We start from the raw sequence: 25,749 nt of genomic DNA on the forward strand, positions 1-25,749 counted from the left end.
GCATCAGCACTCGATAATGTTGACCGCCAAACCGCCACGGGCGGTTTCCTTGTATTTGCTTTTCATGTCGGCGCCGGTCTGGCGCATGGTGCGGATGACCTTGTCGAGGGAGACGAAGTGCTGACCGTCGCCACGCAGGGCCATGCGCACCGCATTGATGGCCTTGACCGAACCCATGGCGTTGCGCTCGATGCAAGGCACTTGCACCAGTCCGCCAATCGGGTCGCAGGTCAGGCCGAGGTTGTGTTCCATGCCGATTTCGGCCGCGTTTTCCACCTGCTGCACCGTACCGCCGAGCACTTCGCACAAGGCGCCGGCCGCCATGGAACAGGCAACGCCGACTTCACCCTGACAGCCGACTTCGGCGCCGGAGATCGAGGCGTTTTCCTTGTACAGAATGCCGATTGCAGCGGCCGTCAGTAGAAAACGCACCACGCCGTCTTCGTTGGCACCGGGGATGAAGCGCATGTAGTAATGCAGCACCGCCGGGATAATGCCGGCTGCACCATTGGTGGGCGCAGTGACCACGCGTCCGCCGTTGGCGTTTTCTTCATTGACCGCCAGGGCGTACAGGTTGACCCAGTCCAGTACCGACAGTGGATCGCGCAGCGACGATTCCGGGTTTTTGCACAGTTGCCGATGCAATGCCGCCGCCCGCCGTTTGACCTTCAGCCCACCGGGCAGGATGCCTTCGTTGCGGCAACCGGCGGCGACGCAGTCTTGCATCACTTGCCAGATCTTCAGCAGTCCGGCACGGGTTTCCGCTTCCGGGCGCCAGGCGCTTTCGTTGGTCAGCATCACCTGACTGATCGATAAACCGTAGGTGCTGCAGTGACCAAGCAGGTCCTTGGCGCTTTTGAACGGGAAGGTCAGCGGCGTGGCGTCTTCAACGATGCGGTCGGCGCCGGCAGCGTCTTCATCGACCACGAACCCGCCACCGACCGAGTAATACTCGCGGCTGCGCACTTGCAGGCCGGCCGCGTCGAATGCGCGAAAGATCATGCCGTTGGGGTGATAGGCCAACGGTTTGCGAATCATTGCCAGGTGTTCTTTCTCGTTGAACGCGATGCTGTGTTCACCGAGCAGGTTCAAGCGACCGCTGCTGCGAATCTCTTGCAGGCGGGCGGTGACGGTTTCGGTGTCCACGGTGTCCGGGTGTTCGCCTTCCAGGCCCAGCAATACGGCCTTGTCACTGCCGTGGCCTTTGCCGGTGGCGCCGAGCGAGCCGTAGAGCTCGACTTTGACGCAGGTAGTTGCCGATAGCAGCCCTTCACGGCGCAGACCTTCGGCGAAGCGCGCAGCGGCACGCATCGGGCCGACGGTGTGGGAGCTGGAGGGGCCGATACCAATTTTGAACAGGTCGAACACGCTTAACGACATGGTTGTTCTCCGGTTTCTTGTTATGAGGATCGACACAGATCCGATGGGGGAACTGCGATCCTGTGGGAGCAGGCAAGCCAGCTCCCACAGGAGGAGTACGGTGTTCTTGAAGGGGGCGAGCAACTCACCCCCTTAGATCAAGCGTAGCTTTCGATCGACGGGCAGGCGCAGACCAGGTTGCGATCGCCAAACACGTTGTCGACGCGACCGACCGGTGGCCAGTACTTGGCTTCGATCAGCGACGCTACCGGGTAAACGGCTTGCTCGCGGCTGTACGGATGAGTCCACTCGCCGACGATTTCCGCAGCGGTGTGCGGGGCGTTTTTCAGCGGGTTGTCATCCTTGTCCAGTGTGCCGTTTTCCACCGCGCGGATTTCTTCGCGGATGCGGATCATGGCGTCGCAGAAGCGGTCCAGTTCTTCCTTGGATTCGCTCTCGGTCGGCTCGATCATCAACGTGCCGGCCACCGGGAACGACATGGTCGGGGCGTGGAAGCCGAAGTCGATCAGGCGCTTGGCCACGTCATCGACGCTGATGCCGCTGCTGTCTTTCAGCGGACGCAGGTCGAGGATGCATTCGTGCGCCACCAGACCGTTGCTGCCGGTGTACAGCACTGGATAGTGCTCTTCGAGGCGACGGGAAATGTAGTTGGCATTCAGGATCGCCAATTGCGAAGCGCGCTTGAGGCCGGCGCCACCCATCATTCGAATGTACATCCAGGTGATCGGCAGAATGCTCGCGCTGCCGAACGGTGCCGCGCAGACCGCGCCTTCCTTGCGTTCCATCTGGGCGTGGCCCGGCAGGAACGGCGTCAGGTGCGACTTGACGCCAATCGGGCCGACGCCTGGGCCGCCACCGCCGTGTGGGATGCAGAAGGTTTTGTGCAGGTTCAGGTGCGATACGTCGCCGCCGAACTTGCCCGGTGCGCAGAGGCCGACCATGGCGTTCATGTTCGCGCCATCGATATACACCTGACCGCCGTTGTCGTGAATGATGCCGCAGATTTCGCGGATGCCTTCTTCGAACACACCGTGGGTCGACGGGTAGGTGATCATCAGCGCGGCGAGGTGTTCGCGGTGCTCGATGGCCTTGGCGCGCAGGTCTTCGATGTCGACGTTGCCGCGGGCATCGCACGCGGTCACAACCACACGCATGCCGGCCATGTTGGCGGTGGCCGGGTTGGTGCCATGGGCGGACGACGGGATCAGGCAGATGTCGCGACGGTCTTCGCCACGGCTCTGGTGGTAGGCACGAATCGCCAACAGACCGGCGTATTCACCCTGGGAACCGGCGTTCGGTTGCAGGGAGATCGAGTCGTAACCGGTGGCGGCGCAGAGCATCGCTTCCAGTTCATCGGTCAGTTGCTGATAGCCGGCGCTTTGCTCGGCCGGAGCGAACGGGTGCAGGGCACCGAATTCAGCCCAGGTCACCGGGATCATTTCGCTGGCGGCGTTGAGTTTCATGGTGCAGGAACCCAGCGGGATCATGGTGCGATCCAGGGCCAGGTCCTTGTCCGCCAGTTTGCGCAGGTAGCGCATCAGCTCGGTTTCGGAGTGATAACGGTTGAACACCGGGTGGCTGAGGATTGGCGATTGGCGAACCAGTGCGGCCGGGAGGGTGCTTTGGACCGAAGCGGCCAATGCAGCGAAGTCCGGCAGCGCCTTGCCGTCGGCCAGCAGGCTCCACAGGGTTTCGACGTCAGCCTGGCTGCTGGTTTCGTCGAGGGACAGACCCAGACGCTCAGCATCGACCACGCGCAGGTTGATCTTCTGCGCATGAGCCTTGTCGTGCAGGGTAGCCGTTTGCGCGCCGGTTTTGATCGTCAAGGTGTCGAAGAAGCTGGCTTGCTCGACGCTCAGGCCCAGTGCGCTCAAGCCTTTGGCGAGGATCGCGGTCAGGTGATGAATGCGATTGGCGATCTGCGTCAGGCCTTTCGGGCCGTGGTACACGGCGTACATGCTGGCGATGTTGGCCAGCAGCACCTGGGCGGTGCAGATGTTGCTGGTGGCTTTCTCGCGACGGATATGTTGCTCGCGGGTCTGCATGGCCAGGCGCAGGGCCGGCTTGCCGAAACGGTCCACGGAAACGCCGACCAGACGGCCCGGCATGTCGCGCTTGAACGCATCCTTGGTGGAGAAGTACGCCGCGTGCGGGCCACCGAAGCCCAGCGGAACGCCGAAGCGTTGCGCGCTGCCGATGGCCACGTCGGCGCCGAACTCACCCGGCGGGGTCAGCACGGTCAGGGCCAGCAGGTCAGCAGCGACCGCGACCAGCGCATTCGCCGCGTGGAAGCGTTCGGTCAGTTCGCGGTAATCGAAGACGTCACCGTTGCTCGCCGGGTATTGCAGCAGCGCGCCGAAGAATGGCGTCACGTCGGTCAGTTCACGCTCGTCGCCCACCACAACGTCGATGCCCAAAGGCTCGGCACGGGTACGCAAAACGTCGAGGGTTTGCGGGTGGCAATGAACGGAGGCGAAGAAGGCGTGGCTGCCTTTGTTCTTGCTCAGGCGTTTGCAGAAGGTCATGGCTTCGGCAGCAGCGGTGGCTTCGTCCAGCAGCGAGGCGTTGGCGATTGGCAGGCCGGTCAGGTCGCTGATCAGGGTCTGGAAGTTCAACAGCGCTTCGAGACGGCCCTGGGAAATTTCTGGCTGGTATGGGGTGTAGGCGGTGTACCAGGCCGGATTTTCCAGCAGGTTGCGCAGGATCGGCGACGGCGTGTGAGTGCCGTAGTAGCCCTGACCGATGTAAGTCTTGAACAGCTGGTTTTTACCGGCGATGGATTTGATCAACGCCAGGGCATCGGCTTCGCTCAGGCCGTCTTCGAGACCGAGGACGCTGGTGCCTTTGATGCTGTCGGGAATGACGCTGGCGCTCAGGGCTTCCAGGGAGTCGAAACCGAGGCTGTTGAGCATGGCTTGCTCGTCGCCTGCACGCGGGCCGATGTGGCGGGTGATGAATTCGTTGGCGGTCGTCAGATTGACTTGAGTCATGTCGGCGCTCCTCAGGCTTGGGCAATCAGACGGTCGTAAGCGTCTTGATCCAGCAGTTGGCCGACAGCCGAGGCGTCGGTTGGCTTGAAGCGGAAGAACCAGCCTTCGCCCAGCGGATCTTCGTTGACCAGTTCAGGGCTGCTATCGAGGGCCGGGTTGGTCTCGACCACTTCTCCGTCCAGAGGCATGTACACGCCGCTGGCAGCTTTTACCGACTCCACGGTGGCGGCTTCTGCGCCTTTGTCGTAGGACTGCAGCTCAGGCAGTTGTACGAAAACCACGTCGCCCAGTGCGTTCTGTGCGAAAGCGGTGATGCCGACCGTAACGGTGCCGTCAGCTTCGGTGCGCAGCCATTCGTGATCTTCAGTAAAACGCAACTCGCTCATGGAAACTCCTAAGGGGGCCAGACTCGTCTGGTGGACGCGATGGAATGCAGGGGCAAAAACCCTGCTTTATAGGAGGTTACTAAGCAAAAAGGCGGCCAATGTTATTTTTATGTTTAAAAACAATAACTTATAAGTTTTCGTAAGCCGTTATATTTCTGCAGCTGTAGCGAAATCGCTACAGCCTGAAGCAAAGAAAAAAGCCTAGGTGGATCAAAGCCTTGCACAGCGCTGATCAGAAGAGGGTGTATCGATATCGTTCCACTGTAGCGCTTTCAGTACAGATGAAGGTCGCTTTCGGGCATGGTTTTGAAGGCGACATGATCGTTCCCACGCGCAGCAAAGGAATGCCTCAATGGACGCTCTGCGTCCGCTCTTGGAACGCGGAGCGTCCCAGGCTGCATTCCCACGCAGAGCGTGGGAACGATCACCGAGTAAGCCTCACGGCTTATTGGGAATCCCGTACTTGCGCAACCGATGGGCAATCGCGGTGTGGGAGGTTTGCAGGCGGCTGGCCAGTTGGCGGGTCGAGGGGTAGCTGACGTAGAGCTTTTCCAGCAGGTCCTTCTCGAACGCTTCCATGGCCTGTTCGAGGCTGTCGACCTCAATGTCGCTCTGGCGCGCCACAGAGGTGCCGGCGATGTCGAGGTCGCCGATGTCCACCAGGCTGCTTTCGCAAATCGCCGCGGCGCGGAAGATCACGTTCTGCAATTGCCGTACGTTGCCTGGCCAGCGATTGCCCAGCAGCGCCGGGTAAGTGCCAGGGGCCAGGCGACAGACCGGACGCTGGATCTGCGCGCAGGCCTGCTGCATGAAGTAACGCGCCAGCAGCAAAATGTCCTGGCCGCGCTCGCGCAGGGGCGGGACTTCGACATTCAGCACGTTGAGGCGATAGAACAGGTCTTCGCGGAAAGTGCCTTCGCTGACCATTTTTTCCAGGTCGCGATGGGTCGCGCTGAGGATCCGCACGTTGACCTTCACTTCGCGATCGCCGCCAACCCGACGGAAGCTGCCGTCGTTGAGAAAGCGCAGCAGTTTCGCCTGCAAATACGGCGACATTTCACCGATCTCGTCGAGAAATACCGTGCCCTGGTTGGCCAGTTCCATCAGCCCCGGCTTGCCGCCCCGTTGCGCCCCGGTGAAAGCGCCGGGGGCGTAGCCGAACAGTTCGCTTTCGGCGAGGTTTTCCGGCAGTGCCGCGCAGTTCAAGGCCAGGAACGGCGAACTGTGGCGGGTGCTGATGGCGTGGCAGGCACGGGCCACCAATTCTTTGCCGGTGCCGGTTTCACCCTGGATCAGCAACGGTGCATCGAGGGCTGCGACGCGTTGTGCGCGGGCCTTGAGCGTACGAATGGCAGGGGATTCGCCGAGCAGGGCATCGAAACCTTCAGCGTGATCGTGGTGCAGCGCCGAGAGGCGTTCACCGATGCGGTTCGGTTGATACAGGGTCAGCAGGGCGCCGGCGTCGGTGATCGGCGTGGCATCCAGCAGCAGGGTTTGACCGTTGACGGTGATCTCGCGCAGCGGCAGGCGGAAGCCGTTTTCCAGCAATGTGTCGAGCAGCGCCGGGTCGGCAAACAGCTCGCTGATGCTTTCACCCGCCGGTTCGCGACCGTACAGGGCAATCAGTGCCGGGTTGGCCAGCAGCACCTTGCCGGCGCTGTCCAGGGCCAGCACCGGGTCGGTCATGGCGGCGAGTAGCGCATCGAGCTGCAAGTGACGGCGTTGGCCGGGAAGGATGTCGACCACCGTCACCGCTTGCACGCCACGCACGTTGAACAGCGCATCGCGCAGCTCTTCGAGCACGGCCGGACTCAAGGTCGGGGCGTCGATGTAGACGTTGGGTGGCACCATTTCCACCGCATCCAGATTGAGATTGCGCCCACCGAGCAGGGCCAGGACTTCCTGGGTGATACCGACGCGGTCGATGAAACTGACGTGGATGCGCATGGGGCGGTTTGGTTCTGGAGTGCGGAGGGTGGCAAGTATGCCTTGGAGGAGGGTTGGAGGTGAAATCGGCAATCGGAGATTGCTTGTAAAGATCGCAGCCTTCGGCAGCTCCAGGAGAATACGTTCGGTGTGGGAGCTGCCGAAGGCTGCGATCCGTTGATCTTCCAGACGTTATTCCAGGTGTTCGGGTCTGACCGGGTCGCCGGATTTCATATTGAGCTGTACCCGCACGTCTTCGAACATTGCGTCGTAGTACGGGTGAATTGGACCGATGCTGCTCAGCGTCTTGGGGATGCCGTACTTCTCTGCGATTCTGGTGACGTTACTGGCGAAGTTATAGGCCTGATCCTTCGGCAGAAAAAATGACTCCTTCAGTTCCTTGCCCTGGATGCTGCCGTGCATCGTGAACTGCATCCCTTTGCCCTCCTTGGGATCCTGGGTGACCTCATAGTCGATACACACGTTGTAGCTGACATCGTCCTTGTTCAGCGCATGGCGCTCGATGTGCAGGTGTCCGGGTTCGAACGTAGCCATTGGCGTCTCTCCTTCAAAGGCATTGAATCAGGGCAGACCTCACGCCTGCCCCCCTGCGTTTCTTTCTATTGATAACTGATGCCAGGTGTCGCTGTGCTGATACGGGTGCCGGCCTTGCCCTGGATGATCGCTTCGATGTCCGAGAGTGAACCGATTACCGCGACTTTCCCAGTATGGCGGGCGAACTCGCAGGCCGCCTGGACCTTTGGTCCCATGGAGCCGGCGGCGAAGCCGAGTTTGTCCATTTCATCGGGGTGAGCCTGGGCGATGGCTTTCTGGGTGGGCTTGCCGAAATCGATAAAGGCCGCATTGACGTCAGTGGCGATCACCAACAGATCGCTTTCCAACTGTTCGGCCAGCAGTGCCGAGCACAGGTCTTTATCGATCACCGCTTCCACACCCTGCAGTTTGCCGTTGGCGTCGTAGATCGTCGGGATGCCGCCACCACCGGCGCAGATCACGATGCTGCCTTTTTCCAGCAGCCACTTGATCGGGCGGATTTCGAAGATACGTTTGGGTTTCGGGCTGGCGACCACGCGCCGGAACTTGTCGCCGTCCGGGGCGATGGCCCAGCCTTTCTCGGCGGCGAGTTTCTCGGCGTCGGCCTTGGAATAGACCGGACCGATCGGTTTGCTGGGGGCCTGGAACGCCGGGTCGTTGGGGTCGACTTCGACCTGGGTCAGCAGGGTGGCGAAGGGCACTTCGAAGTCCAGCAGGTTGCCCAGTTCCTGTTCGATGATGTAGCCGATCATGCCGTCGGTTTCGGCGCCGAGTACGTCCAGCGGGTAAGGCGAAACCTGGCTGTAGGCCGCCGCTTGCAGCGACAACAGGCCGATCTGCGGACCATTGCCGTGGGCAATCACCAGTTGGTTGCCGGGATGAATCTTGGCGATCTGTTCGGTGGCGATCCGGATGTTCGCGCGCTGGTTGTCCGCGGTCATGGGCTCACCCCGGCGGAGCAGGGCGTTACCGCCCAGAGCAATGACGATACGCATAGTGCAGTCCTTCTAAATAGGGGCGGGCAATCTGATCTCCCTGATGATCGTTCCCACGGGGACCGTGGGAACGATCATCAGCAAGTGTTCAGCCTCAGACATCCGCCAGCGCCGACACCAGAATAGCCTTGATGGTGTGCATACGGTTTTCCGCTTGCTCGAAGGCGATGTTGGCCGGCGATTCGAAGACTTCTTCAGTCACTTCAACCCCGTTGGCCAGGTTCGGATAACGCGCGGCGATGTCCTTGCCGACCTTGGTTTCGCTGTTGTGGAACGCCGGCAGGCAGTGCATGAACTTCACGCGCGGGTTGCCCGAGGCCTTCATCATGTCGGCGTTGACCTGGTACGGCAGCAGTTGCTCGATGCGCTCGTCCCACGCTTCCACCGGCTCACCCATCGACACCCAGATGTCAGTGTGGATGAAGTCCACGCCCTTGACCGCGGCTTTCGGGTCTTCGGTGATGGTGATGCGCGCGCCGCTCTCTTCGGCGAAGGCTTTGCACTGATCGATGAAGTCCTGATGCGGCCACAGCGCTTTCGGTGCGGCGATGCGCACGTCCATGCCGAGTTTGGCGCCGATCATCAGCAACGAATTACCCATGTTGTAGCGCGCATCGCCCAGGTAGGCGTAGCTGATGTCGTGCAGCGGTTTGTCGCTGTGTTCGCGCATGGTCAGGGTGTCGGCGATCATTTGCGTCGGGTGGAATTCAGCGGTCAGGCCGTTGAATACCGGTACGCCGGCGAACTTGGCCAGCTCTTCGACGATTTCCTGTTCGAAGCCACGGTACTCGATAGCGTCGAACATCCGCCCCAGCACGCGGGCGGTGTCCTTCATGCTTTCCTTGTGGCCGATCTGCGACGACACCGGGTCGATGTAGGTGACGTGGGCGCCCTGGTCATGGGCCGCGACTTCGAAGGCGCACCGGGTGCGGGTCGAGGTTTTTTCGAAGATCAGCGCGATGTTCTTGCCTTGCAGGTGCGGACGCTCGGTGCCGGTGTATTTGGCGCGCTTGAGGTCGCGGGACAGGTCCAGCAGGTAGTGCAGCTCGCGAGTGGTGTGGTGCATCAGCGAGAGCAGGCTGCGGTTGCGCATATTGAAAGCCATGATTGGATCTCCTTGGGTTTCGGTTATCCCCTCGGCCGTGCTGGATAAGCATCGGCCAAGGCTCGAAAGTTAATAATCGATAGGGTCGCGAATGATCGGGCAGGTCATGCAGTGGCCACCGCCACGCCCGCGCCCGAGCTCACTGGCGCTGATGGTGATGACCTCGACGCCGGCCTTGCGCAGCAGGGTGTTGGTGTAGGTGTTGCGGTCGTAGCCGATGACCACGCCTGGCTCCACCGCCACCACGTTGTTGCCGTCGTCCCATTGCTCGCGTTCGGCGGCAAAGGCGTTACCGCCGGTTTCGACCACGCGCAGCGCCTTGAGGTTGAGGGCCTTGGCCACGGTGTCGAGGAAGCTGGTTTCTTCACGGCGCACGTCGATGCCGCCCGGTTTGCTTTCATCGGGGCGCAGGCTGAAGGCGACGATCTGCTTCACCACTTCCGGGAAAATCGTCACCAGGTCGCGGTCGCAGAAGCTGAACACGGTGTCCAGGTGCATCGCCGCGCGGGATTTCGGCAGGCCGGCGACGATGACTCGTTCCACGGCTTTGTTCTTGAACAGGTTGACCGCCAATTGGCCGATGGCCTGGCGGGACGAGCGCTCGCCCATGCCGATCAACACCACGCCGTTGCCGATCGGCATCACGTCACCGCCCTCAAGGGTGGCGTTGCCGTGGTCCTGGTCGGGGTCGCCGTACCAGATCTGGAAGTCGGCGTTGGTGAACTGCGGGTGGAATTTGTAGATGGCGGTGGCCAGCAAGGTTTCCTGACGACGCGCCGGCCAGTACATCGGGTTCAGGGTCACGCCGCCATAGATCCAGCAGGTGGTGTCGCGGGTGAACTGGGTGTTGGGCAGCGGCGGCAGAATGAAGCTGGAATGACCGAGGAAGTCGCGGAACATCTGAATGGTCTTGCCACCGAAACTGTCCGGCAGGTCATCGGCGGAAACCCCGCCGATGAGGAATTCGGCGATCTTGCGTGGCTCCAGGCTACGTAGCCAGGCCCCCACTTCATGGACCAGGCCGAGACCGACCGAATTGGCGGTGATCTTGCGCTCCAGAATCCAGTCCAGCGCTTCAGGCATCGCGACGATGTCGGTCAGCAGGTTGTGCATTTCCAGCACGTCGACACCACGCTCGCGCATTTTGGTGACGAAGTCGAAGTGGTCGCGTTTGGCTTGGGCGACCCACAGCACATCATCGAACAGCAGTTCGTCGCAGTTGTTCGGGGTCAGCCGCTGGTGGGCCAGGCCGGGGGAGCAAACCATGACTTTGCGCAGTTTGCCGGCTTCGGAATGGACGCCGTACTTAACTTTTTCCGTGGTCATTACCGTGTTCCTCCAGATGAAAACAATCAGGTGCTGCTTTTCATTACAGTGCTAAAGGGTCAGAAAGCCGGCATACAGCCCATAGGCCGCCACCAGGGCGCCTACGACGACGGCGGCGAAAATCAGCTTCTCGACGTTAGTGAAAACCGGTTTGTCGACTTCAAGTTTGGCCTTGGCGAACAGGATCGCGCCGGGGGCATACAGCAGGGCGGAGAGCAGCAGGTATTTGACGCCGCCGGCGTACAGCAGCCAGATCGCGTAGATCAGTGCGATGCCACCGATGACCAGGTCTTTGCTGCGCTCGGCCGCAGCGTTTTCATAGCTCTCGCCGCGCACTGCCAGCAGCAGGGCATAGGCCGCCGACCACAGATAGGGCACCAGGATCATCGACGTGGCGAGGTAGATCAGCGACAGGTAAGTGCTGGCCGAAAACAGTGTGATGATCAGAAACAGCTGCACCATCGCGTTGGTCAGCCATAGCGCGTTGGCCGGTACAAGGTTGGCGTTTTCACGGCGCAAAAACGCCGGCATGGTGTGGTCCTTGGCGGCAGCGAACATGATCTCCGCGCACAGCAACACCCATGACAGCAACGCCCCGAGCAAGGAAATGATCAGGCCGACGCTGATCAGCACCGCGCCCCAATGACCGACCACATGTTCCAGCACCGCGGCCATCGACGGGTTCTGCAGTTTCGCCAGCGCAGGTTGGGTCATGATCCCCAGGGACAACACGTTCACCAGCATCAGGAACAACAGCACGGTGATGAAGCCGATGACGGTGGCTTTACCCACGTCGCTGCGTACTTCGGCACGGGCCGAGAAAATGCTCGCGCCTTCGATGCCGATGAACACCCACACGGTGACCAGCATCATGTTGCGCACCTGGTTCATCACACTGCCCAGGTCAGGGTTTTTGATGCCCCAGATGTCGGCGGTGAAGATCTCCAGTTTGAACGCGAACAAGGCGATCAACACGAACAGCAGCAGCGGTACGACCTTGGCGACGGTGGTCACCAGGTTGATGAACGCCGCTTCCTTGATTCCCCGTAAAACCAGAAAGTGCACCGCCCAAAGCAGCAGCGAGGCGCCGATTACCGAAGCCACGGTATTTCCCTCCCCAAAAATGGGGAAGAAGTAGCCGAGGGTGCTAAACAAGAGAACGAAGTAACCCACATTGCCCAGCCAGGCACTGATCCAGTATCCCCAGGCCGACGAGAAACCCATGTAGTCGCCGAAACCGGCCTTGGCGTAGGCATAAACACCGCCATCCAGCTCAGGCTTGCGATTGGCCAGGGTCTGGAAGACGAAAGCGAGGGTCAACATGCCCACTGCGGTGATTACCCAACCAATAAGAACAGCACCGACATCAGCACTGGCGGCCATGTTCTGGGGCAAAGAGAAGATTCCGCCACCAATCATTGAACCGACCACTAAAGCAACGAGCGCACCGAGTTTCAGTTTTCCGGGGGATTCAGACATAGCATGACTCCAGTGCAGGAGAAGAGAGACAACAGAGTAGTTCTGCTGGCTGTTCAATCAGCTGACATAGATCAGTGCATGGGCACATTCCATTGTTAATGAAAGACTTATGTATCTTTCTCGGACATAGCGGTATTACCGGGGAAGCCCTGTTCAGGGGGGGCAAGTCAGGTGGGCGTAAGCGGTATTGCTTGGGCTTTGAAATTAGTGTGTTTCTGCGGTTTCGCCAATTTTCTGATAACTGTTTATATGACAGATTTGATTTATCAGGTGCGCGGTACTGGAATTAATGAATAAACGTTATTTCGTTTTATCTGTTTAGTTAAAAATAACTACGTGACAGTGTTTGCAATGACTGTTCTGGCCTCATCGCGGGCAAGCCACGCTCCCACAGGATCACGCTGTACCTGTGGGAGCGGGCTTGCCCGCGAAAGCTATCTGGTGATCACCACCACTGCGCGCGATGGGCGCCCAGTTCCCCGGCCGGCAGCGCCCATTGCAGTGGCGTCCCGGTGATCTTCAACGGCACCTGTAACCGATGGGCCGGTCCCCACGGCGTTTGCTCAATCAACATCCCTTGATCGTGGTCATCCTCTGCGCGCAACGGCTCGTTGGTTCCGGCGCCATGTTCGATCAACAGCTTCGCCGTCCGTGCCAGCGACAGCCGCGCAGAGCCACCGTGCCCCAATAGCTTGATCGCACTGGCCGCCATCAAATACCCGGTGGCATGGTCAAGGGCCTGGACCGGCAGCGGTGTCGGTTTATCCGCCTTCTTCCAGTGCATGCCCGCGTCGGCAATCCCGCTGCTCATCTGCACCAGGCTGTCGAAGCCGCGACGGTTCTGCCAAGGGCCGCTCCAGCCGTAAGCGTTGAGGCAAACATCGATCAGGCCCGGGGCCAGTGCCTGGCGTTGGGCGATGCCGTAACCCAGGCGTTCCAAGGCATCGGCGCGGTAGCCGTGGAGCAGGATGTCGGCGTCCTTGAGCAGGCTTTCGAACACCGCGCGATCGGCTTTGTCGTGCAGATCCAGGCGCGCACAGCGTTTGCCCAGGGTGACTTCCGGCACCACGCCCGGTTCGTTCCAGGTCGGTGGGTCGATGCGCAGCACGTCGGCGCCGAGCCCGGCGAGGAAGCGGCTGGCGATCGGGCCGGCGAGCACTCGCGTGAGGTCCAGTACCTTGATTCCGGCCAGCGGTTGCGCCACCGAGCCTTGCCACGGTTTGGCGGTTGGGCTGCCATCGACGCTGAACTGAATCAACGGCTCGGCGTTCACGGCCCGACCTTGGGGGTGAGCTTGCCATTGCTTCCAGCTGCGCATCTCGGCGGCGCAACCACCGGCCTCGACCACCGCTTGTTCCAGATCGCTTTTCGCCCACTGAGCCACTTTGCTCGCCATCGCTGCGCGGTCGGCACAGGCGCCGAGCACTGATTCAGCAGCGGCGCGGTGATGAGGCGCGTTGGTGTGCAGGCGGATCCAGCCGTCTTTGGTTGCATAGTCGCCGGCGACCGGATCCCACAGCGGCGGGACGTTCCAGCCCATGGGGCGGATCGAGGTGGCGAACCAGAACGACGCCAGGCGGCGGTCGACTTCAAGGCTGGGCAAGCGACCGGTTTGTTGATGCAGCAGTTCGCTGGCGGCCTGGCCGGCGGCAGCAATGCTGGCGCAGGCCAGATCGGTTACGGCAAATGCCGAGGGCAGGGCGCCGCTCGAGGTGAACGGGATTGGGGTGTGAGGCAAGCCGAGTGCGGCTTGAATGGACGTGAGTAAATCAGTCATCGAAGGCCCTCCGGAGCGAGAGCCCGAGCATAGTTCAAAAAGACGGCTCGGCCAGATGAAATCCTGTAGAGAGAGCGGTGCGGCGCTCCGACTTGCCCGCGAAGTCGTTGACCGTGTTGCGACCTTCGCGGGCAAGCCTCGCTCCTACGGGGATATGCATTCCCGTGGGAGCGAGCCTGTTGTCACAGAGGATTTATGCCAGCGCTTTACCCACGCCCCTGCAGATAGGTCGCGTAATCCGGGATGCGGTGTTCGTGAGCCTGATCCATCAACGGGCTGCTGAGCAGGTAGTCGGCGCTGCATTCGTTGCAGGCCACGGGGATGTTCCACACCGCCGCGACCCGCAGCAACGCCTTGATGTCCGGGTCGTGGGGTTGCGGTTCGAACGGGTCCCAGAAGAACACCAGCATGTCGACGCGCTGCTCGGCGATTTGCGCGCCGAGTTGCTGGTCGCCGCCCAGCGGCCCGCTGATCATGCTTTCCACCGGCAGGCCGAGGCGTTGTTGCAATAACAACCCCGTGGTGCCGGTGGCGACCAGTTCATGCTGCGCGAGTTTGTCTTTCTGCCGCTCGGCCCAGTCCAGCAAAAACACTTTGCAATGGTCATGGGCGACCAGGGCGATACGCTTGCGCGCCGCCATGGTCTTATGCGTAAAGCTGATACCGATCATCGGTTGCTGCTCCACGGTTTACTCTGCGTTGCAGAGCGCCAGGCAGTTATCGAGCATGCGGTTGGAGAAGCCCCACTCGTTGTCGTACCAGGCCAGCACTTTGAGCAGCTTGCCGCTGGACTTGGTGTGGTTGGCGTCGAAGATCGACGACAGCGGGTTGTGGTTGAAGTCGCTGGATACCAGCGGCAGGGCGTTGTAGCCGAGAATCTTCGAGTGTTGGCTGGCTTGTTTGAGCAGCGCATTCACTTCATCGGCCGACGCTTCGCGCTTGAGCTGCACGGTCAGGTCCACCAGCGACACGTTGATCACCGGAACACGCACCGCCATGCCGGTCAGTTTGCCCGCCAGTTCCGGCAGCACCAGGCCCACCGCTTCAGCGGCGCCGGTCTTGCTCGGGATCATGTTCTGGGTGGCGGAACGGGCGCGGTACGGATCGGTGTGGTAGACGTCGGTCAGGTTCTGGTCGTTGGTGTAGGCGTGAATAGTGGTCATCAGACCGCTTTCGATGCCCAGCTCGCGGTGCAGCACCTGGGCCACCGGGGCCAGGCAGTTGGTGGTGCACGAGGCGTTGGAGATGATCTGGTGCGACTGGCGCAGAATGTCGTGGTTAACCCCATAAACCACAGTGGCGTCGGCGCCTTTGGCCGGGGCCGAGATAATCACTTTGCGCGCGCCGGCCGTAATATGGGCGGCGGCTTTGGCGCGGTCGGTGAACAGACCGGTGCATTCGAATACGACGTCGACCTTCTCCGCGGCCCAGGGCAGTTCGGCCGGGTTGCGAATGGCGCTGACCGAAATACGGTCGCCGTTGACGGTCAGGCTTTCCTGATCGTGCTGGACATCGGCATCGAATGTGCCGTGAACGGTGTCGTATTTCAGGAGGTGAGCATTCATCGAACTGTCGCCCAGGTCGTTGATTGCCACGATCTGCAGATCCTGACGATAGCCTTGGGTATACAGTGCGCGCAGGACATTACGGCCGATACGGCCAAAACCATTGATTGCGATTCGAAGAGTCATTTACAGCGCCGCCGTCGTTTTGTTGTTGGAATTACAAGATTATTCGCAAAAAAATAGAAAACAAGCCTTTTTAGTGGCAATATTTTGTTTTATCTACAACGAGTGACCTGAATCAACTGGTCCGAATGATCAAGAAAGCCGTCTGTCATCCCGATCACAACGGCGTTTGATCAGCATAGACAATCAGGTCGCCACATCCGTTAGCCTGGAGTTCTACACATGCATCCCCGCGTCCTTGAGGTCACCGAACGGCTTATCGCCCGCAGCCGCGCCACGCGTGAGGCTTACCTTGCATTGATCCGCGGCGCGGCCAGCGACGGCCCTATGCGCGGCAAGCTGCAATGCGCCAACTTCGCCCACGGCGTGGCCGGATGTGGCAGCGACGACAAGCACAGCCTGCGGATGATGAACTCCGCCAACATCGCAATTGTTTCGTCATATAACGACATGCTCTCGGCGCACCAGCCGTACGAAGTCTTTCCTGAACAGATCAAAAAAGCCCTGCGCGAAATCGGCTCCGTCGGCCAGTTTGCCGGTGGCACCCCGGCCATGTGCGATGGCGTGACCCAGGGCGAGCCAGGCATGGAACTGAGCCTGCCGAGCCGTGAAGTGATCGCGTTGTCCACCGCCGTGGCGCTGTCCCACAACATGTTCGACGGCGCGCTGATGCTCGGCATCTGCGACAAGATCGTGCCGGGCCTGATGATGGGCGCGTTGCGCTTCGGTCATCTGCCGATGATTTTCGTGCCGGGCGGGCCGATGGTGTCGGGCATCTCCAACAAGCAGAAAGCCGATGTGCGTCAGCGCTACGCCGAAGGCAAGGCGACCCGCGAAGAGCTGCTGGAATCGGAGATGAAGTCCTACCACAGCCCTGGTACCTGCACGTTCTACGGCACCGCCAACACCAACCAGTTGCTGATGGAAGTCATGGGCCTGCACTTGCCGGGCGCCTCGTTCGTCAACCCGAACACCCCGTTGCGCGATGCCCTGACCCGCGAAGCGGCGCATCAGGTCACGCGCCTGACCAAGCAGAATGGCAACTTCCTGCCGATCGGCGAAATCGTCGACGAGCGTTCGCTGGTCAACTCCATTGTGGCCCTGCACGCCACCGGCGGCTCGACCAACCACACCTTGCACATGCCGGCCATCGCCATGGCTGCGGGCATCCAGTTGACCTGGCAGGACATGGCCGACCTCTCCGAGGTGGTGCCGACCCTGAGCCACGTGTACCCGAACGGCAAAGCCGACATCAACCACTTCCAGGCAGCGGGCGGCATGTCGTTCCTGATCCGTGAACTGCTGGAAGCCGGCCTGCTCCATGAAAACGTCAACACCGTGCTCGGCCACGGCCTGAGCCGCTACACCCAGGAACCGTTCCTCGATAACGGCGAGCTGGTCTGGCGCGAAGGCCCGATCGAAAGCCTCGACGAAAACATCCTGCGCCCAGTGGCTCGTGCATTCTCGCCAGAAGGCGGTTTGCGGGTGATGGAAGGCAATCTCGGTCGTGGCGTGATGAAGGTCTCGGCAGTCGCCCTGGAAAACCAGGTCGTCGAAGCCCCGGCCATGGTGTTCCAGGATCAACAGGACCTGGCCGATGCATTCAAGGCCGGTCTGCTGGAGAAGGATTTTGTCGCGGTAATGCGCTTCCAGGGCCCGCGCTCCAACGGCATGCCGGAACTGCACAAGATGACGCCGTTCCTCGGCGTGTTGCAGGACCGCGGCTTCAAAGTTGCGTTGGTGACTGACGGGCGCATGTCCGGCGCCTCGGGGAAAATCCCGGCGGCGATCCACGTCAGCCCCGAAGCTTATGTGGGCGGCGCTTTGGCACGGGTGCGTGAGGGCGATATCATCCGCGTCGATGGCGTCAAAGGCACCCTGGAGCTTAAGGTGGACGCCGAAGAATTCGCAGCACGCGAGCCGGCCAAAGGCCTGTTGGGCAACAACATCGGCACGGGTCGCGAACTGTTTGGTTTCATGCGCATGGCCTTCAGCTCCGCAGAGCAAGGCGCCAGCGCCTTTACTTCTGCCCTGGAGACGCTTAATTGAAACTGGCTTTGGTCGGTGACATCGGTGGGACCAACGCACGTTTCGCGTTGTGGAAAAACCAGCAACTGGAATCAGTCCAGGTGCTGGCAACGGCAGACCACGCCACCCCGGAAGAAGCGATTGCGCTGTACCTGAACGGGCTCGGCCTGGCGCCGGGTTCGATCGGTTCGGTGTGCCTGTCGGTGGCCGGCCCTGTGAGCGGTGATGAATTCAAGTTCACCAACAATCACTGGCGGCTCAGTCGCAAGGGTTTCTGCAAGACCTTGCAGGTGGATCAACTGCTGCTAGTCAACGATTTCTCAGCCATGGCGCTGGGCATGACCCGCTTGCAGCCGGGCGAGTTCCGGGTGGTCTGCGAAGGCACGCCGGAGCCGTTGCGGCCGGCGGTGGTAATCGGCCCGGGCACAGGCTTGGGCGTAGGCACGTTGCTCGATCTGGGCGAGGGCCGTTTTGCCGCGTTGCCGGGGGAGGGTGGTCACGTCGATCTGCCGCTGAGCAGCCCGCGAGAAACCCAGCTGTGGCAACACATCTACAACGAGATCGGCCATGTCAGCGCTGAAACGGCGTTGAGCGGCAGTGGTTTGCCGCGAGTGTACCGGGCGATCTGCGCGGTGGATGGCCACACGCCTGTGCTCGACACGCCTGAGGCGATCACGGCGGCCGGGCTGGCGGGTGATCCGATTGCCCTGGAAGTGCTCGAGCAGTTCTGCTGCTGGCTCGGCCGCGTGGCCGGCAACAATGTGCTGACCACCGGTGCACGGGGTGGTGTGTACATCGTTGGTGGAGTGATTCCACGGTTTGCCGACTTTTTCGTTAAAAGCGGTTTCGCCCGGTGCTTTGCCGACAAGGGTTGCATGAGCGATTACTTCAAAGGCATTCCGGTGTGGCTGGTGACAGCGCCGTATTCCGGCCTTGTTGGCGCGGGTGTGGCGTTGGAGCAGGCCTGAGACCGCGTCACCTCATTCGCGGGCAAGCCTCGCTCCTACAAGGAATGTCACGAACCCTGTAGGAGCGAGGCTTGCCCGCGAAGAGGCCGGAACAGACAACATAGATCCATGATCGATCAGGCATAATCCTCCCCAACACAAACAACAAGGATGCCGCCGTGAGCTCAGTCAACAAGTCGATTTTGTTGGTCGATGACGATCAAGAGATACGCGAGTTGCTGGACACCTACCTGACCCGTGCCGGTTTCCAGGTCCGCACCACGCCCGATGGTGCAGGCTTTCGTCAGGCGCTGAACGAGGCGCCGAGCGATCTGGTGATCCTCGACGTGATGCTGCCGGACGAAGACGGTTTCAGCCTCTGCCGCTGGATCCGCCAGCACCCGCGCCAGGCCCACGTGCCGATCATCATGCTCACCGCCAGTTCCGATGAGGCTGACCGCGTCATCGGCCTGGAACTGGGCGCCGACGACTACCTCGGCAAACCCTTCAGCCCCCGTGAATTACAGGCACGGATCAAAGCCTTGTTGCGCCGCGCGCAGTTCGGTCAGGAGCGTTCCGGCGGTGAAGTGCTGGCCTTCGACGACTGGCGGCTGGACATGGTCAGCCATCGGCTGTTCCATACCGACGGCGAGGAAGTGATTCTCTCCGGCGCCGATTTCGCCCTGCTGAAACTGTTCCTCGATCACCCCCAGGAAATCCTCGACCGCGACACCATCGGCAACGCCACCCGAGGCCGTGACCTGATGCCGCTCGATCGCATCGTCGACATGGCGGTCAGCCGTTTGCGCCAGCGCCTGCGCGACACCGAAAAACCGCCGCGACTGATCCGTACCGTGCGTGGCAGCGGTTACCAACTGGCAGCCAACGTGGTTGCCGGCAATGGCCACTGAGTTCCTGCGCAAGCTCGCCGGGCGCGTGCCGGTGCCGCGCTCGCTGCTCGGGCGCATGTTGCTGCTGACCTTGTTGGCGGTGCTGTTTGCCCAGACGCTGTCGAGCGTGATCTGGGTTTCGCAATTGCGTGCCACCCAGCTCGAAGGCCTGGTCACCAGCGCCCGCAGCCTGGCCCATTCGATGACGGCCAGCGTCAGCTATTTCCGTTCGTTGCCGGTGGCGTTCAGGCCGCTGGTGCTCGACCAGTTGCGCAGCATGGGCGGCACCCGGTTCGTGGTGACCCTCAACGACAAACCCTTGGGCATGGAAGTGCTGCCGATCACGCCGCGCAAAGAAGCGGTGCTCAAAGCGGTGGACGAGGTGCTGCGCCAGTCGCTGGGCCAGGACGCCGATATTTCGGTGACGTTCGTCAGCCCCGAAGACCTGCGGATCTTCAATAGCGGGCTGAAACTCGATGAATTGCCACGCTCCTGGGCGCACTACGCGTTGACCCTGGAGCCAGTGAACCCACCGGTGCTGGTCACGCAAATCCAGATGGCGCCGGGGGAATGGCTGTACATCGCTTCGCTGTTGCCCGAGCCCTACACCAGTCTTGAAGAACAAGGCCTGCCGGCACAGCAAGTCTGGTTTATCGTGCTCACCAGCGGCTTCTTGCTCCTGTTCATCGGCCTGCTGGTGCACTGGCAGAGCCGACCGCTCAAGCGATTGGCGCGGGCGGCGCGGGACATGTCCCTGGGTGCCGACGTCGAACCGGTCGCTCAGGGCGGCGGCAGTGAAGTGGTGGAAGTCGGTCGCGCGTTCAATGCAATGCGTGAACGCATCAGCCGTTACCTGACCGAGCGCAGCCAGTTGTTCAGCGCGATTTCCCATGACTTGCGCACACCGATCACTCGGCTGCGACTGCGGGTTGAATTGCTTGAAGACGAAAAGCTGCAAGCCAAGTTCGGACGTGATCTGGATGAGCTGGAGTTGTTGGTCAAGGGCGCGCTGCAATGCGTGAAAGACACCGACATCCACGAAAACATCGAGCAGGTGGACCTCAATCATGTGCTCGACTGCCTGGTGGAACCGTATCTGGCGCCCAACGGCAATGGCCGCGTGACTCAGCAGGGGCGGGCGCTGGCGCCGTATCCCGGCAAGCCACTGGCGCTCAAGCGCTGCATCGGCAACCTGATCGACAACGCTTTGAAGTACGGGCAGAACGCGCATCTGCACATCGATGACGACGAGAGCGCGTTCGTCCTGCATGTCGACGACGAAGGCCCGGGTGTGCCGGAGCAGCGGCTGGAGCAAGTGTTCGAGCCGCACTTCCGCCTGGCCGGGCAGCAACAGGGTTATGGCCTGGGGCTGGGGATTGCCCGCAACATCGCCCATAGCCATGGCGGCGAAGTCAGCCTGCAAAACCTGCGTGAAGGCGGGTTGCGCGTGACGTTGCAGTTGCCGCGACCAATGGATTGAAAGCGACCCTGTGGTGAGGGGGCTTGCCCCGTTGGGGCGCGGAGCGGCCCTGAAAGAGGGACTGCTGCGCAGTCCAACGGGGGCAAGCCCCCTCGCCACAAGTAACCACTCACTTCAAAATCAGGGTGAATGTCACAGGTCGGTGACATAACGCTCCCCCTTCGTTACCTGCCCGCCACCGACCGTTGTTTAGACTGGTCCCAGTCATAACAACAAAAAAGGTATCGCATGGACACCTTCCAACCCGCCTTCAGCAGTTGGCTGAACGCGCCTGCCCATCAGCAATGGCTCGCCGCCGAAGGCCTGCGCCTGTTGGCATTTGCCAGGGCTTCAAAGCTTCCCGAAGGTTTCGGCAACCTTGATGAAAAGGGACGCCTCCCAGCCAGCGCCCAAGCCGAAACCATGAACACCGCGCGCATGACCCACAGCTTCGCCATGGCCCACATCCAGGGTTTGCCGGGGTTCGCGGAGCTGGTGGATCACGGCGTCAAAGCCCTCAGCGGGCCGCTGCGTGACGCCGAACACGGTGGCTGGTTCGCCACGCCCGAACACCGCGACGGCAATACCGGCAAAGCCGCTTACCTGCATGCCTTCGTGGCGTTGGCCGCGAGTTCTGCGGTGGTTGCCCAGCGTCCCGGTGCGCAAGCCTTGCTCGATGATGCGATCCACATCATCGACAGCCATTTCTGGAGCGAGGAGGAGGGCGCCATGCGCGAGTCCTTCAACCGCGACTTTAGTTGCGAGGAGGCCTATCGCGGCGCCAACAGCAACATGCACGCCACCGAAGCCTTTCTCGCCCTGGCCGATGTCACCGAGGACCACCGCTGGCTGATTCGCGCGCAGCGCATCGTCGAGCGTGTCATTCACGAACACGCCGCCGCCAACGATTACCTGGTGGTCGAGCATTTCGACCGCGACTGGCAGCCGCTGCGTGACTACAACCACGACAACCCGGCCGACGGTTTCCGTCCTTATGGCACCACACCGGGTCATGGTTTCGAATGGGCGCGGTTGTTACTGCACCTTGAAGCGGCCCGGGTGCAAGCCGGGATGCTCACACCGGGGTGGCTGGTCACCGATGCGCAAAAACTCTTCGAGCATAATTGCCGTCACGGCTGGGACATCGACGGCGCGCCGGGCATTGTCTACACCCTCGACTGGGACAATCGCGCGGTGGTTCGTCATCGTTTGCACTGGACTCATTGCGAAGCCAGCGCCGCCGCCAGTGCGCTGCTAAAACGCACCGGTGATGAGCAATACGAGCGTTGGTACCGACTGTTCTGGGAATTCTGTGACAGTCATTTCATCGACCGCTGCGATGGCAGCTGGCATCACGAGCTCGATCCGCTGAACCGCCCGAGCGCCGATATCTGGGCCGGTAAACCTGACCTGTATCACGCCTGGCAAGCCGTATTGATCCCGCGCCTGCCATTGGCGCCGAGCATGGCCAGTGCGCTGGCGCAATTGTCCCAGAGCGCTCATGTGTAACCATGTGGTGACATTCGCGCGTCCCTTCGTTACCTGCGAAGGGCTATCCCCTGTTTAAAATCCTATGCAGCGCAAGCACCAGACTTGCATGCATAACAACAAGAAAGGTACTACTAGATGAATGCGATTTCTCGCCTCGCTACTGTCATTTCTCTCGCTTCACTGCTTCCCGTTGCTGCATTCCCGCTCAGTGCCCTTGCCGCCGATTCCAAAGGTTCGGTGGAAGTCGTTCATTGGTGGACGTCTGGTGGTGAAAAAGCAGCTGTCGATGTGCTCAAGGCTCAAGTCGAAAAAGACGGTTTCACCTGGAAAGACGGCGCAGTCGCCGGCGGTGGCGGTGCCACTGCCATGACCGTACTCAAAAGCCGCGCCGTTGCCGGTAACCCGCCGGGCGTAGCACAGATCAAAGGTCCGGACATTCAGGAATGGGCGTCTACCGGTCTGCTCGATACCGACGTCTTGAAAGACGCTGCCAAAGCTGAGAAGTGGGACAGCCTGCTCGACAAGAAAGTCTCCGATACCGTGAAGTACGACGGTAACTATGTGGCCGTGCCGGTGAACATTCACCGCGTCAACTGGTTGTGGATCAATCCGGAAGTCTTCAAGAAAGCCGGCATCGAAAAAGCGCCAACCACCCTTCAGGAATTCTACGCGGCCGGTGACAAGCTCAAGGCTGCGGGCTTCATTGCGCTTGCCCACGGTGGCCAGCCTTGGCAAGACAGCACCGTGTTCGAAGCGGTGGTCCTGTCGGTCATGGGCGTCGATGGCTACAAGAAAGCCCTGGTCGATCTGGATAACGCGGCGCTGACCGGTCCTGACATGGTCAAGGCGCTGACCGAGCTGAAGAAAGTCGCGACCTACATGGACGCCGACGGCAAAGGCCAGGACTGGAACCTGGAGGCGGCCAAGGTCATCAACGGCAAGGCCGGCATGCAGATCATGGGTGACTGGGCCAAGAGCGAGTGGACAGCGGCCAAGAAAGTCGCTGGCAAGGATTACGAGTGCGTAGCCTTCCCGGGCACCGACAAGGCCTTCACCTACAACATCGACTCGCTGGCCGTGTTCAAGCAGAAAGACAAGGGCACTGCTGCAGCCCAGCAGGACATTGCCAAGATCGTGCTGGGTGAGAACTTCCAGAAAGTCTTCAGCATCAACAAGGGTTCGATCCCGGTTCGAAACGACATGCTGAGTGACATGGGCAAGTACGGTTTCGACTCCTGCGCCCAGACGGCTGCCAAAGACTTCCTGGCGGACGCCAAGACCGGTGGCTTGCAGCCGAGCATGGCGCACAACATGGCGACCACGCTGGCGGTACAGGGTGCTTTCTTTGATGTCGTGACCAACTTCATCAACGATCCGAAAGCCGATCCTGCCACTGCCGCCAAGCAACTCGGCACTGCCATTAAAGCGGCCAAGTAATGCTTGGCCTGTAGGAGCCGGCTTGCTGGCGATAGCGATGTGTCATTCAACGCAGATGTCGACTGACACACCGCCTTCGCCAGCAAGCCGGCTCCTACAGGGGACCTGGCCGAATTCTCTCTCTCTTCGTACTGGATCTTCCCATGAGTTCTGTTGCTGTGTTCAGCAAGGCCTCGCCGTTCGATGCATTGCAGCGCTGGCTCCCCAAGCTGGTGCTGGCGCCGAGCATGTTCATTGTTCTGGTGGGGTTCTATGGCTATATCCTGTGGACCTTCGTTCTGTCGTTCACCACTTCGACCTTCCTGCCGACTTACAAATGGGCGGGTCTGGCGCAGTACCAGCGGCTGTTCGACAACGATCGCTGGTGGGTAGCGAGCAAGAACCTGGCGCTTTTCGGCGGCATGTTCATCGGTATCACCCTGGTGATCGGTGTGTTGCTGGCGGTGTTTCTTGATCAGCGCATTCGTCGCGAAGGTTTCATTCGCACCATTTACCTGTACCCGATGGCGCTTTCGATGATCGTCACCGGTACTGCCTGGAAATGGCTGCTCAACCCGGGCATGGGCCTGGACAAATTGCTGCGTGACTGGGGCTGGGAAGGCTTTCGCCTGGACTGGCTGATCGATCCGGATCGCGTTGTGTACTGCCTGGTGATCGCGGCGGTATGGCAAGCCTCGGGCTTTATCATGGCGATGTTCCTCGCCGGCCTGCGTGGCGTTGATCAATCGATCATCCGTGCCGCCCAGATCGATGGCGCGAGCATGCCGCGCATTTACCTGAAAGTGGTGTTGCCGAGCCTGCGCCCGGTGTTCTTCAGCGCAGTGATGATCCTGGCCCACATCGCTATCAAGAGTTTCGACCTGGTAGCGGCAATGACCGCCGGTGGCCCGGGTTATTCCTCCGATCTGCCTGCGATGTTCATGTATTCCTTCACCTTCAGTCGCGGCCAGATGGGCATGGGCTCGGCCAGTGCGATTCTGATGCTCGGTGCGATTCTCGCGATCATCGTGCCTTACCTGTACTCCGAGCTGAGGGCCAAACGTCATGACTAGTTTCGCTGCCAAACCTGCCATCAGCCTGAGTCGCATCGCGATCTATGGCGTGCTGCTCCTTGCGGTATTGCTGTACCTGATACCGCTGGTGGTCATGCTGTTGACCAGTTTCAAGACGCCGGAAGACATCAACTCCGGCAACCTGCTGAGCTGGCCGACCGTGGTCAGCGGTATTGGCTGGATCAAGGCCTGGGGCACGGTTGACGGGTACTTCTGGAACTCGATCAAGATCACCGTTCCGGCGGTAATGATCTCCACGGCCATCGGTGCGTTGAACGGCTATGTGCTGTCGATGTGGCGCTTTCGCGGCTCGCAGTTGTTCTTCGGCCTGCTGCTGTTCGGTTGCTTCCTGCCATTCCAGACGGTCCTGCTGCCGGCCTCGTTCACCCTCGGCAAGATGGGTCTGGCCAGCACGACGACAGGCCTGGTGTTCGTGCACGTGGTCTACGGCCTGGCGTTCACCACGCTGTTTTTCCGTAACTACTACGTCAGCGTTCCCGATGCACTGGTGAAGGCAGCGCGGCTCGATGGCGCGGGGTTCTTCACCATCTTCCGCTTGATCATTTTGCCGATGTCCACCCCGATCATCATGGTCTGCCTGATCTGGCAGTTCACCCAGATCTGGAACGACTTCCTGTTCGGCGTGGTGTTCTCCAGCGGTGACTCGCAACCCATTACGGTGGCGTTGAACAACTTGGTCAACACCAGTACCGGGGCCAAGGAATACAACGTTGATATGGCGGCGGCAATGATCGCCGGGCTGCCGACCCTGCTGGTCTATGTGGTCGCAGGTAAGTATTTCGTGCGCGGGCTGACGGCCGGCGCAGTCAAGGGGTAA

At 60.8% G+C, this 25,749-nt stretch carries 20 protein-coding genes; 8 read left to right on the plus strand and 12 right to left on the minus strand.

What is annotated here, in order from left to right; genetic code table 11:
* Nucleotides 1-3 precede the first annotated feature (3 nt).
* The 12 genes from FFH90_RS07325 to gap all read right to left on the minus strand — a co-directional run bounded on the left by FFH90_RS07325 (nucleotide 4) and on the right by gap (nucleotide 15,610).
* Entirely contained in the window at nucleotides 4-1,380 is a 1,377-nt protein-coding gene (locus tag FFH90_RS07325; RefSeq protein ID WP_018926488.1) for an L-serine ammonia-lyase, read from the minus strand.
* Between the two features lie 137 nt (nucleotides 1,381-1,517).
* Nucleotides 1,518-4,370, minus strand: coding sequence for an aminomethyl-transferring glycine dehydrogenase (gene gcvP / locus FFH90_RS07330; RefSeq protein WP_138866915.1), 2,853 nt, complete (start codon nucleotides 4,368-4,370; stop codon nucleotides 1,518-1,520).
* Between the two features lie 11 nt (nucleotides 4,371-4,381).
* Complete coding sequence (gene gcvH / locus FFH90_RS07335; RefSeq protein ID WP_018926486.1) at nucleotides 4,382-4,756, minus strand: glycine cleavage system protein GcvH; 375 nt, start codon at nucleotides 4,754-4,756, stop codon at nucleotides 4,382-4,384.
* 438 nt (nucleotides 4,757-5,194) lie between these two features.
* Nucleotides 5,195-6,703: a sigma-54-dependent transcriptional regulator gene (locus FFH90_RS07340; protein WP_019581474.1), complete on the minus strand. Its 1,509-nt coding sequence runs from the start codon at nucleotides 6,701-6,703 to the stop codon at nucleotides 5,195-5,197.
* Between the two features lie 171 nt (nucleotides 6,704-6,874).
* Entirely contained in the window at nucleotides 6,875-7,237 is a 363-nt protein-coding gene (locus tag FFH90_RS07345; RefSeq protein WP_064616371.1) for a DUF5064 family protein, read from the minus strand.
* 65 nt (nucleotides 7,238-7,302) lie between these two features.
* Nucleotides 7,303-8,232: a carbamate kinase gene (gene arcC / locus FFH90_RS07350; protein WP_018926482.1), complete on the minus strand. Its 930-nt coding sequence runs from the start codon at nucleotides 8,230-8,232 to the stop codon at nucleotides 7,303-7,305.
* A gap of 94 nt (nucleotides 8,233-8,326) precedes the next feature.
* Nucleotides 8,327-9,337: an ornithine carbamoyltransferase gene (locus FFH90_RS07355; protein ID WP_105346555.1), complete on the minus strand. Its 1,011-nt coding sequence runs from the start codon at nucleotides 9,335-9,337 to the stop codon at nucleotides 8,327-8,329.
* Between the two features lie 69 nt (nucleotides 9,338-9,406).
* Nucleotides 9,407-10,663 (minus strand): arginine deiminase, encoded by a 1,257-nt coding sequence (gene arcA / locus FFH90_RS07360; RefSeq protein WP_018926480.1) that lies wholly within the window; start codon nucleotides 10,661-10,663, stop codon nucleotides 9,407-9,409.
* A 51-nt stretch (nucleotides 10,664-10,714) separates the two neighbouring features.
* Complete coding sequence (gene arcD, locus FFH90_RS07365; RefSeq protein WP_086944504.1) at nucleotides 10,715-12,142, minus strand: arginine-ornithine antiporter; 1,428 nt, start codon at nucleotides 12,140-12,142, stop codon at nucleotides 10,715-10,717.
* 445 nt (nucleotides 12,143-12,587) lie between these two features.
* Complete coding sequence (locus FFH90_RS07370) at nucleotides 12,588-13,919, minus strand: CoA transferase (RefSeq protein WP_138866916.1); 1,332 nt, start codon at nucleotides 13,917-13,919, stop codon at nucleotides 12,588-12,590.
* Nucleotides 13,920-14,125: 206 nt separating this feature from the next.
* On the minus strand, nucleotides 14,126-14,590 hold the full coding sequence (locus FFH90_RS07375; protein ID WP_064616377.1) for a methylglyoxal synthase: 465 nt from the start codon (nucleotides 14,588-14,590) through the stop codon (nucleotides 14,126-14,128).
* An 18-nt stretch (nucleotides 14,591-14,608) separates the two neighbouring features.
* On the minus strand, nucleotides 14,609-15,610 hold the full coding sequence (gap, locus tag FFH90_RS07380) for a type I glyceraldehyde-3-phosphate dehydrogenase (RefSeq protein ID WP_007934706.1): 1,002 nt from the start codon (nucleotides 15,608-15,610) through the stop codon (nucleotides 14,609-14,611).
* A 219-nt stretch (nucleotides 15,611-15,829) separates the two neighbouring features.
* On the opposite strand from gap, the gene edd reads away from it, so the two are divergent.
* From edd to FFH90_RS07420, 8 genes are all read left to right on the plus strand, one after another.
* Entirely contained in the window at nucleotides 15,830-17,656 is a 1,827-nt protein-coding gene (edd, locus tag FFH90_RS07385; protein ID WP_018926475.1) for a phosphogluconate dehydratase, read from the plus strand.
* Nucleotides 17,653-18,603, plus strand: a complete 951-nt coding sequence (locus FFH90_RS07390; RefSeq protein WP_138866917.1) for a glucokinase — start codon at nucleotides 17,653-17,655, stop codon at nucleotides 18,601-18,603. Before edd ends, FFH90_RS07390 begins: the two co-directional genes overlap by 4 nt.
* A gap of 158 nt (nucleotides 18,604-18,761) precedes the next feature.
* Nucleotides 18,762-19,493, plus strand: coding sequence for a response regulator (locus tag FFH90_RS07395; RefSeq protein ID WP_007934711.1), 732 nt, complete (start codon nucleotides 18,762-18,764; stop codon nucleotides 19,491-19,493).
* On the plus strand, nucleotides 19,483-20,952 hold the full coding sequence (locus tag FFH90_RS07400; RefSeq protein ID WP_138866918.1) for an ATP-binding protein: 1,470 nt from the start codon (nucleotides 19,483-19,485) through the stop codon (nucleotides 20,950-20,952). Before FFH90_RS07395 ends, FFH90_RS07400 begins: the two co-directional genes overlap by 11 nt.
* Before the next feature lie 228 nt (nucleotides 20,953-21,180).
* Nucleotides 21,181-22,440 carry an AGE family epimerase/isomerase gene (locus tag FFH90_RS07405; protein ID WP_138866919.1) on the plus strand — a complete coding sequence of 420 codons (1,260 nt, stop codon included), beginning with the start codon at nucleotides 21,181-21,183 and terminating at the stop codon, nucleotides 22,438-22,440.
* A 117-nt stretch (nucleotides 22,441-22,557) separates the two neighbouring features.
* Complete coding sequence (locus FFH90_RS07410; RefSeq protein WP_064616384.1) at nucleotides 22,558-23,859, plus strand: ABC transporter substrate-binding protein; 1,302 nt, start codon at nucleotides 22,558-22,560, stop codon at nucleotides 23,857-23,859.
* Nucleotides 23,860-24,002: 143 nt separating this feature from the next.
* Nucleotides 24,003-24,911, plus strand: coding sequence for a carbohydrate ABC transporter permease (locus tag FFH90_RS07415; protein ID WP_018926470.1), 909 nt, complete (start codon nucleotides 24,003-24,005; stop codon nucleotides 24,909-24,911).
* The gene (locus FFH90_RS07420) at nucleotides 24,904-25,749 is read left to right on the plus strand and encodes a carbohydrate ABC transporter permease (protein ID WP_019581464.1); all 846 of its coding nucleotides are present in this window, start codon (nucleotides 24,904-24,906) and stop codon (nucleotides 25,747-25,749) included. Before FFH90_RS07415 ends, FFH90_RS07420 begins: the two co-directional genes overlap by 8 nt.

This window comes from Pseudomonas sp. ATCC 43928 (assembly GCF_005938665.2).
In the GTDB taxonomy this organism is placed as follows: domain Bacteria; phylum Pseudomonadota; class Gammaproteobacteria; order Pseudomonadales; family Pseudomonadaceae; genus Aquipseudomonas.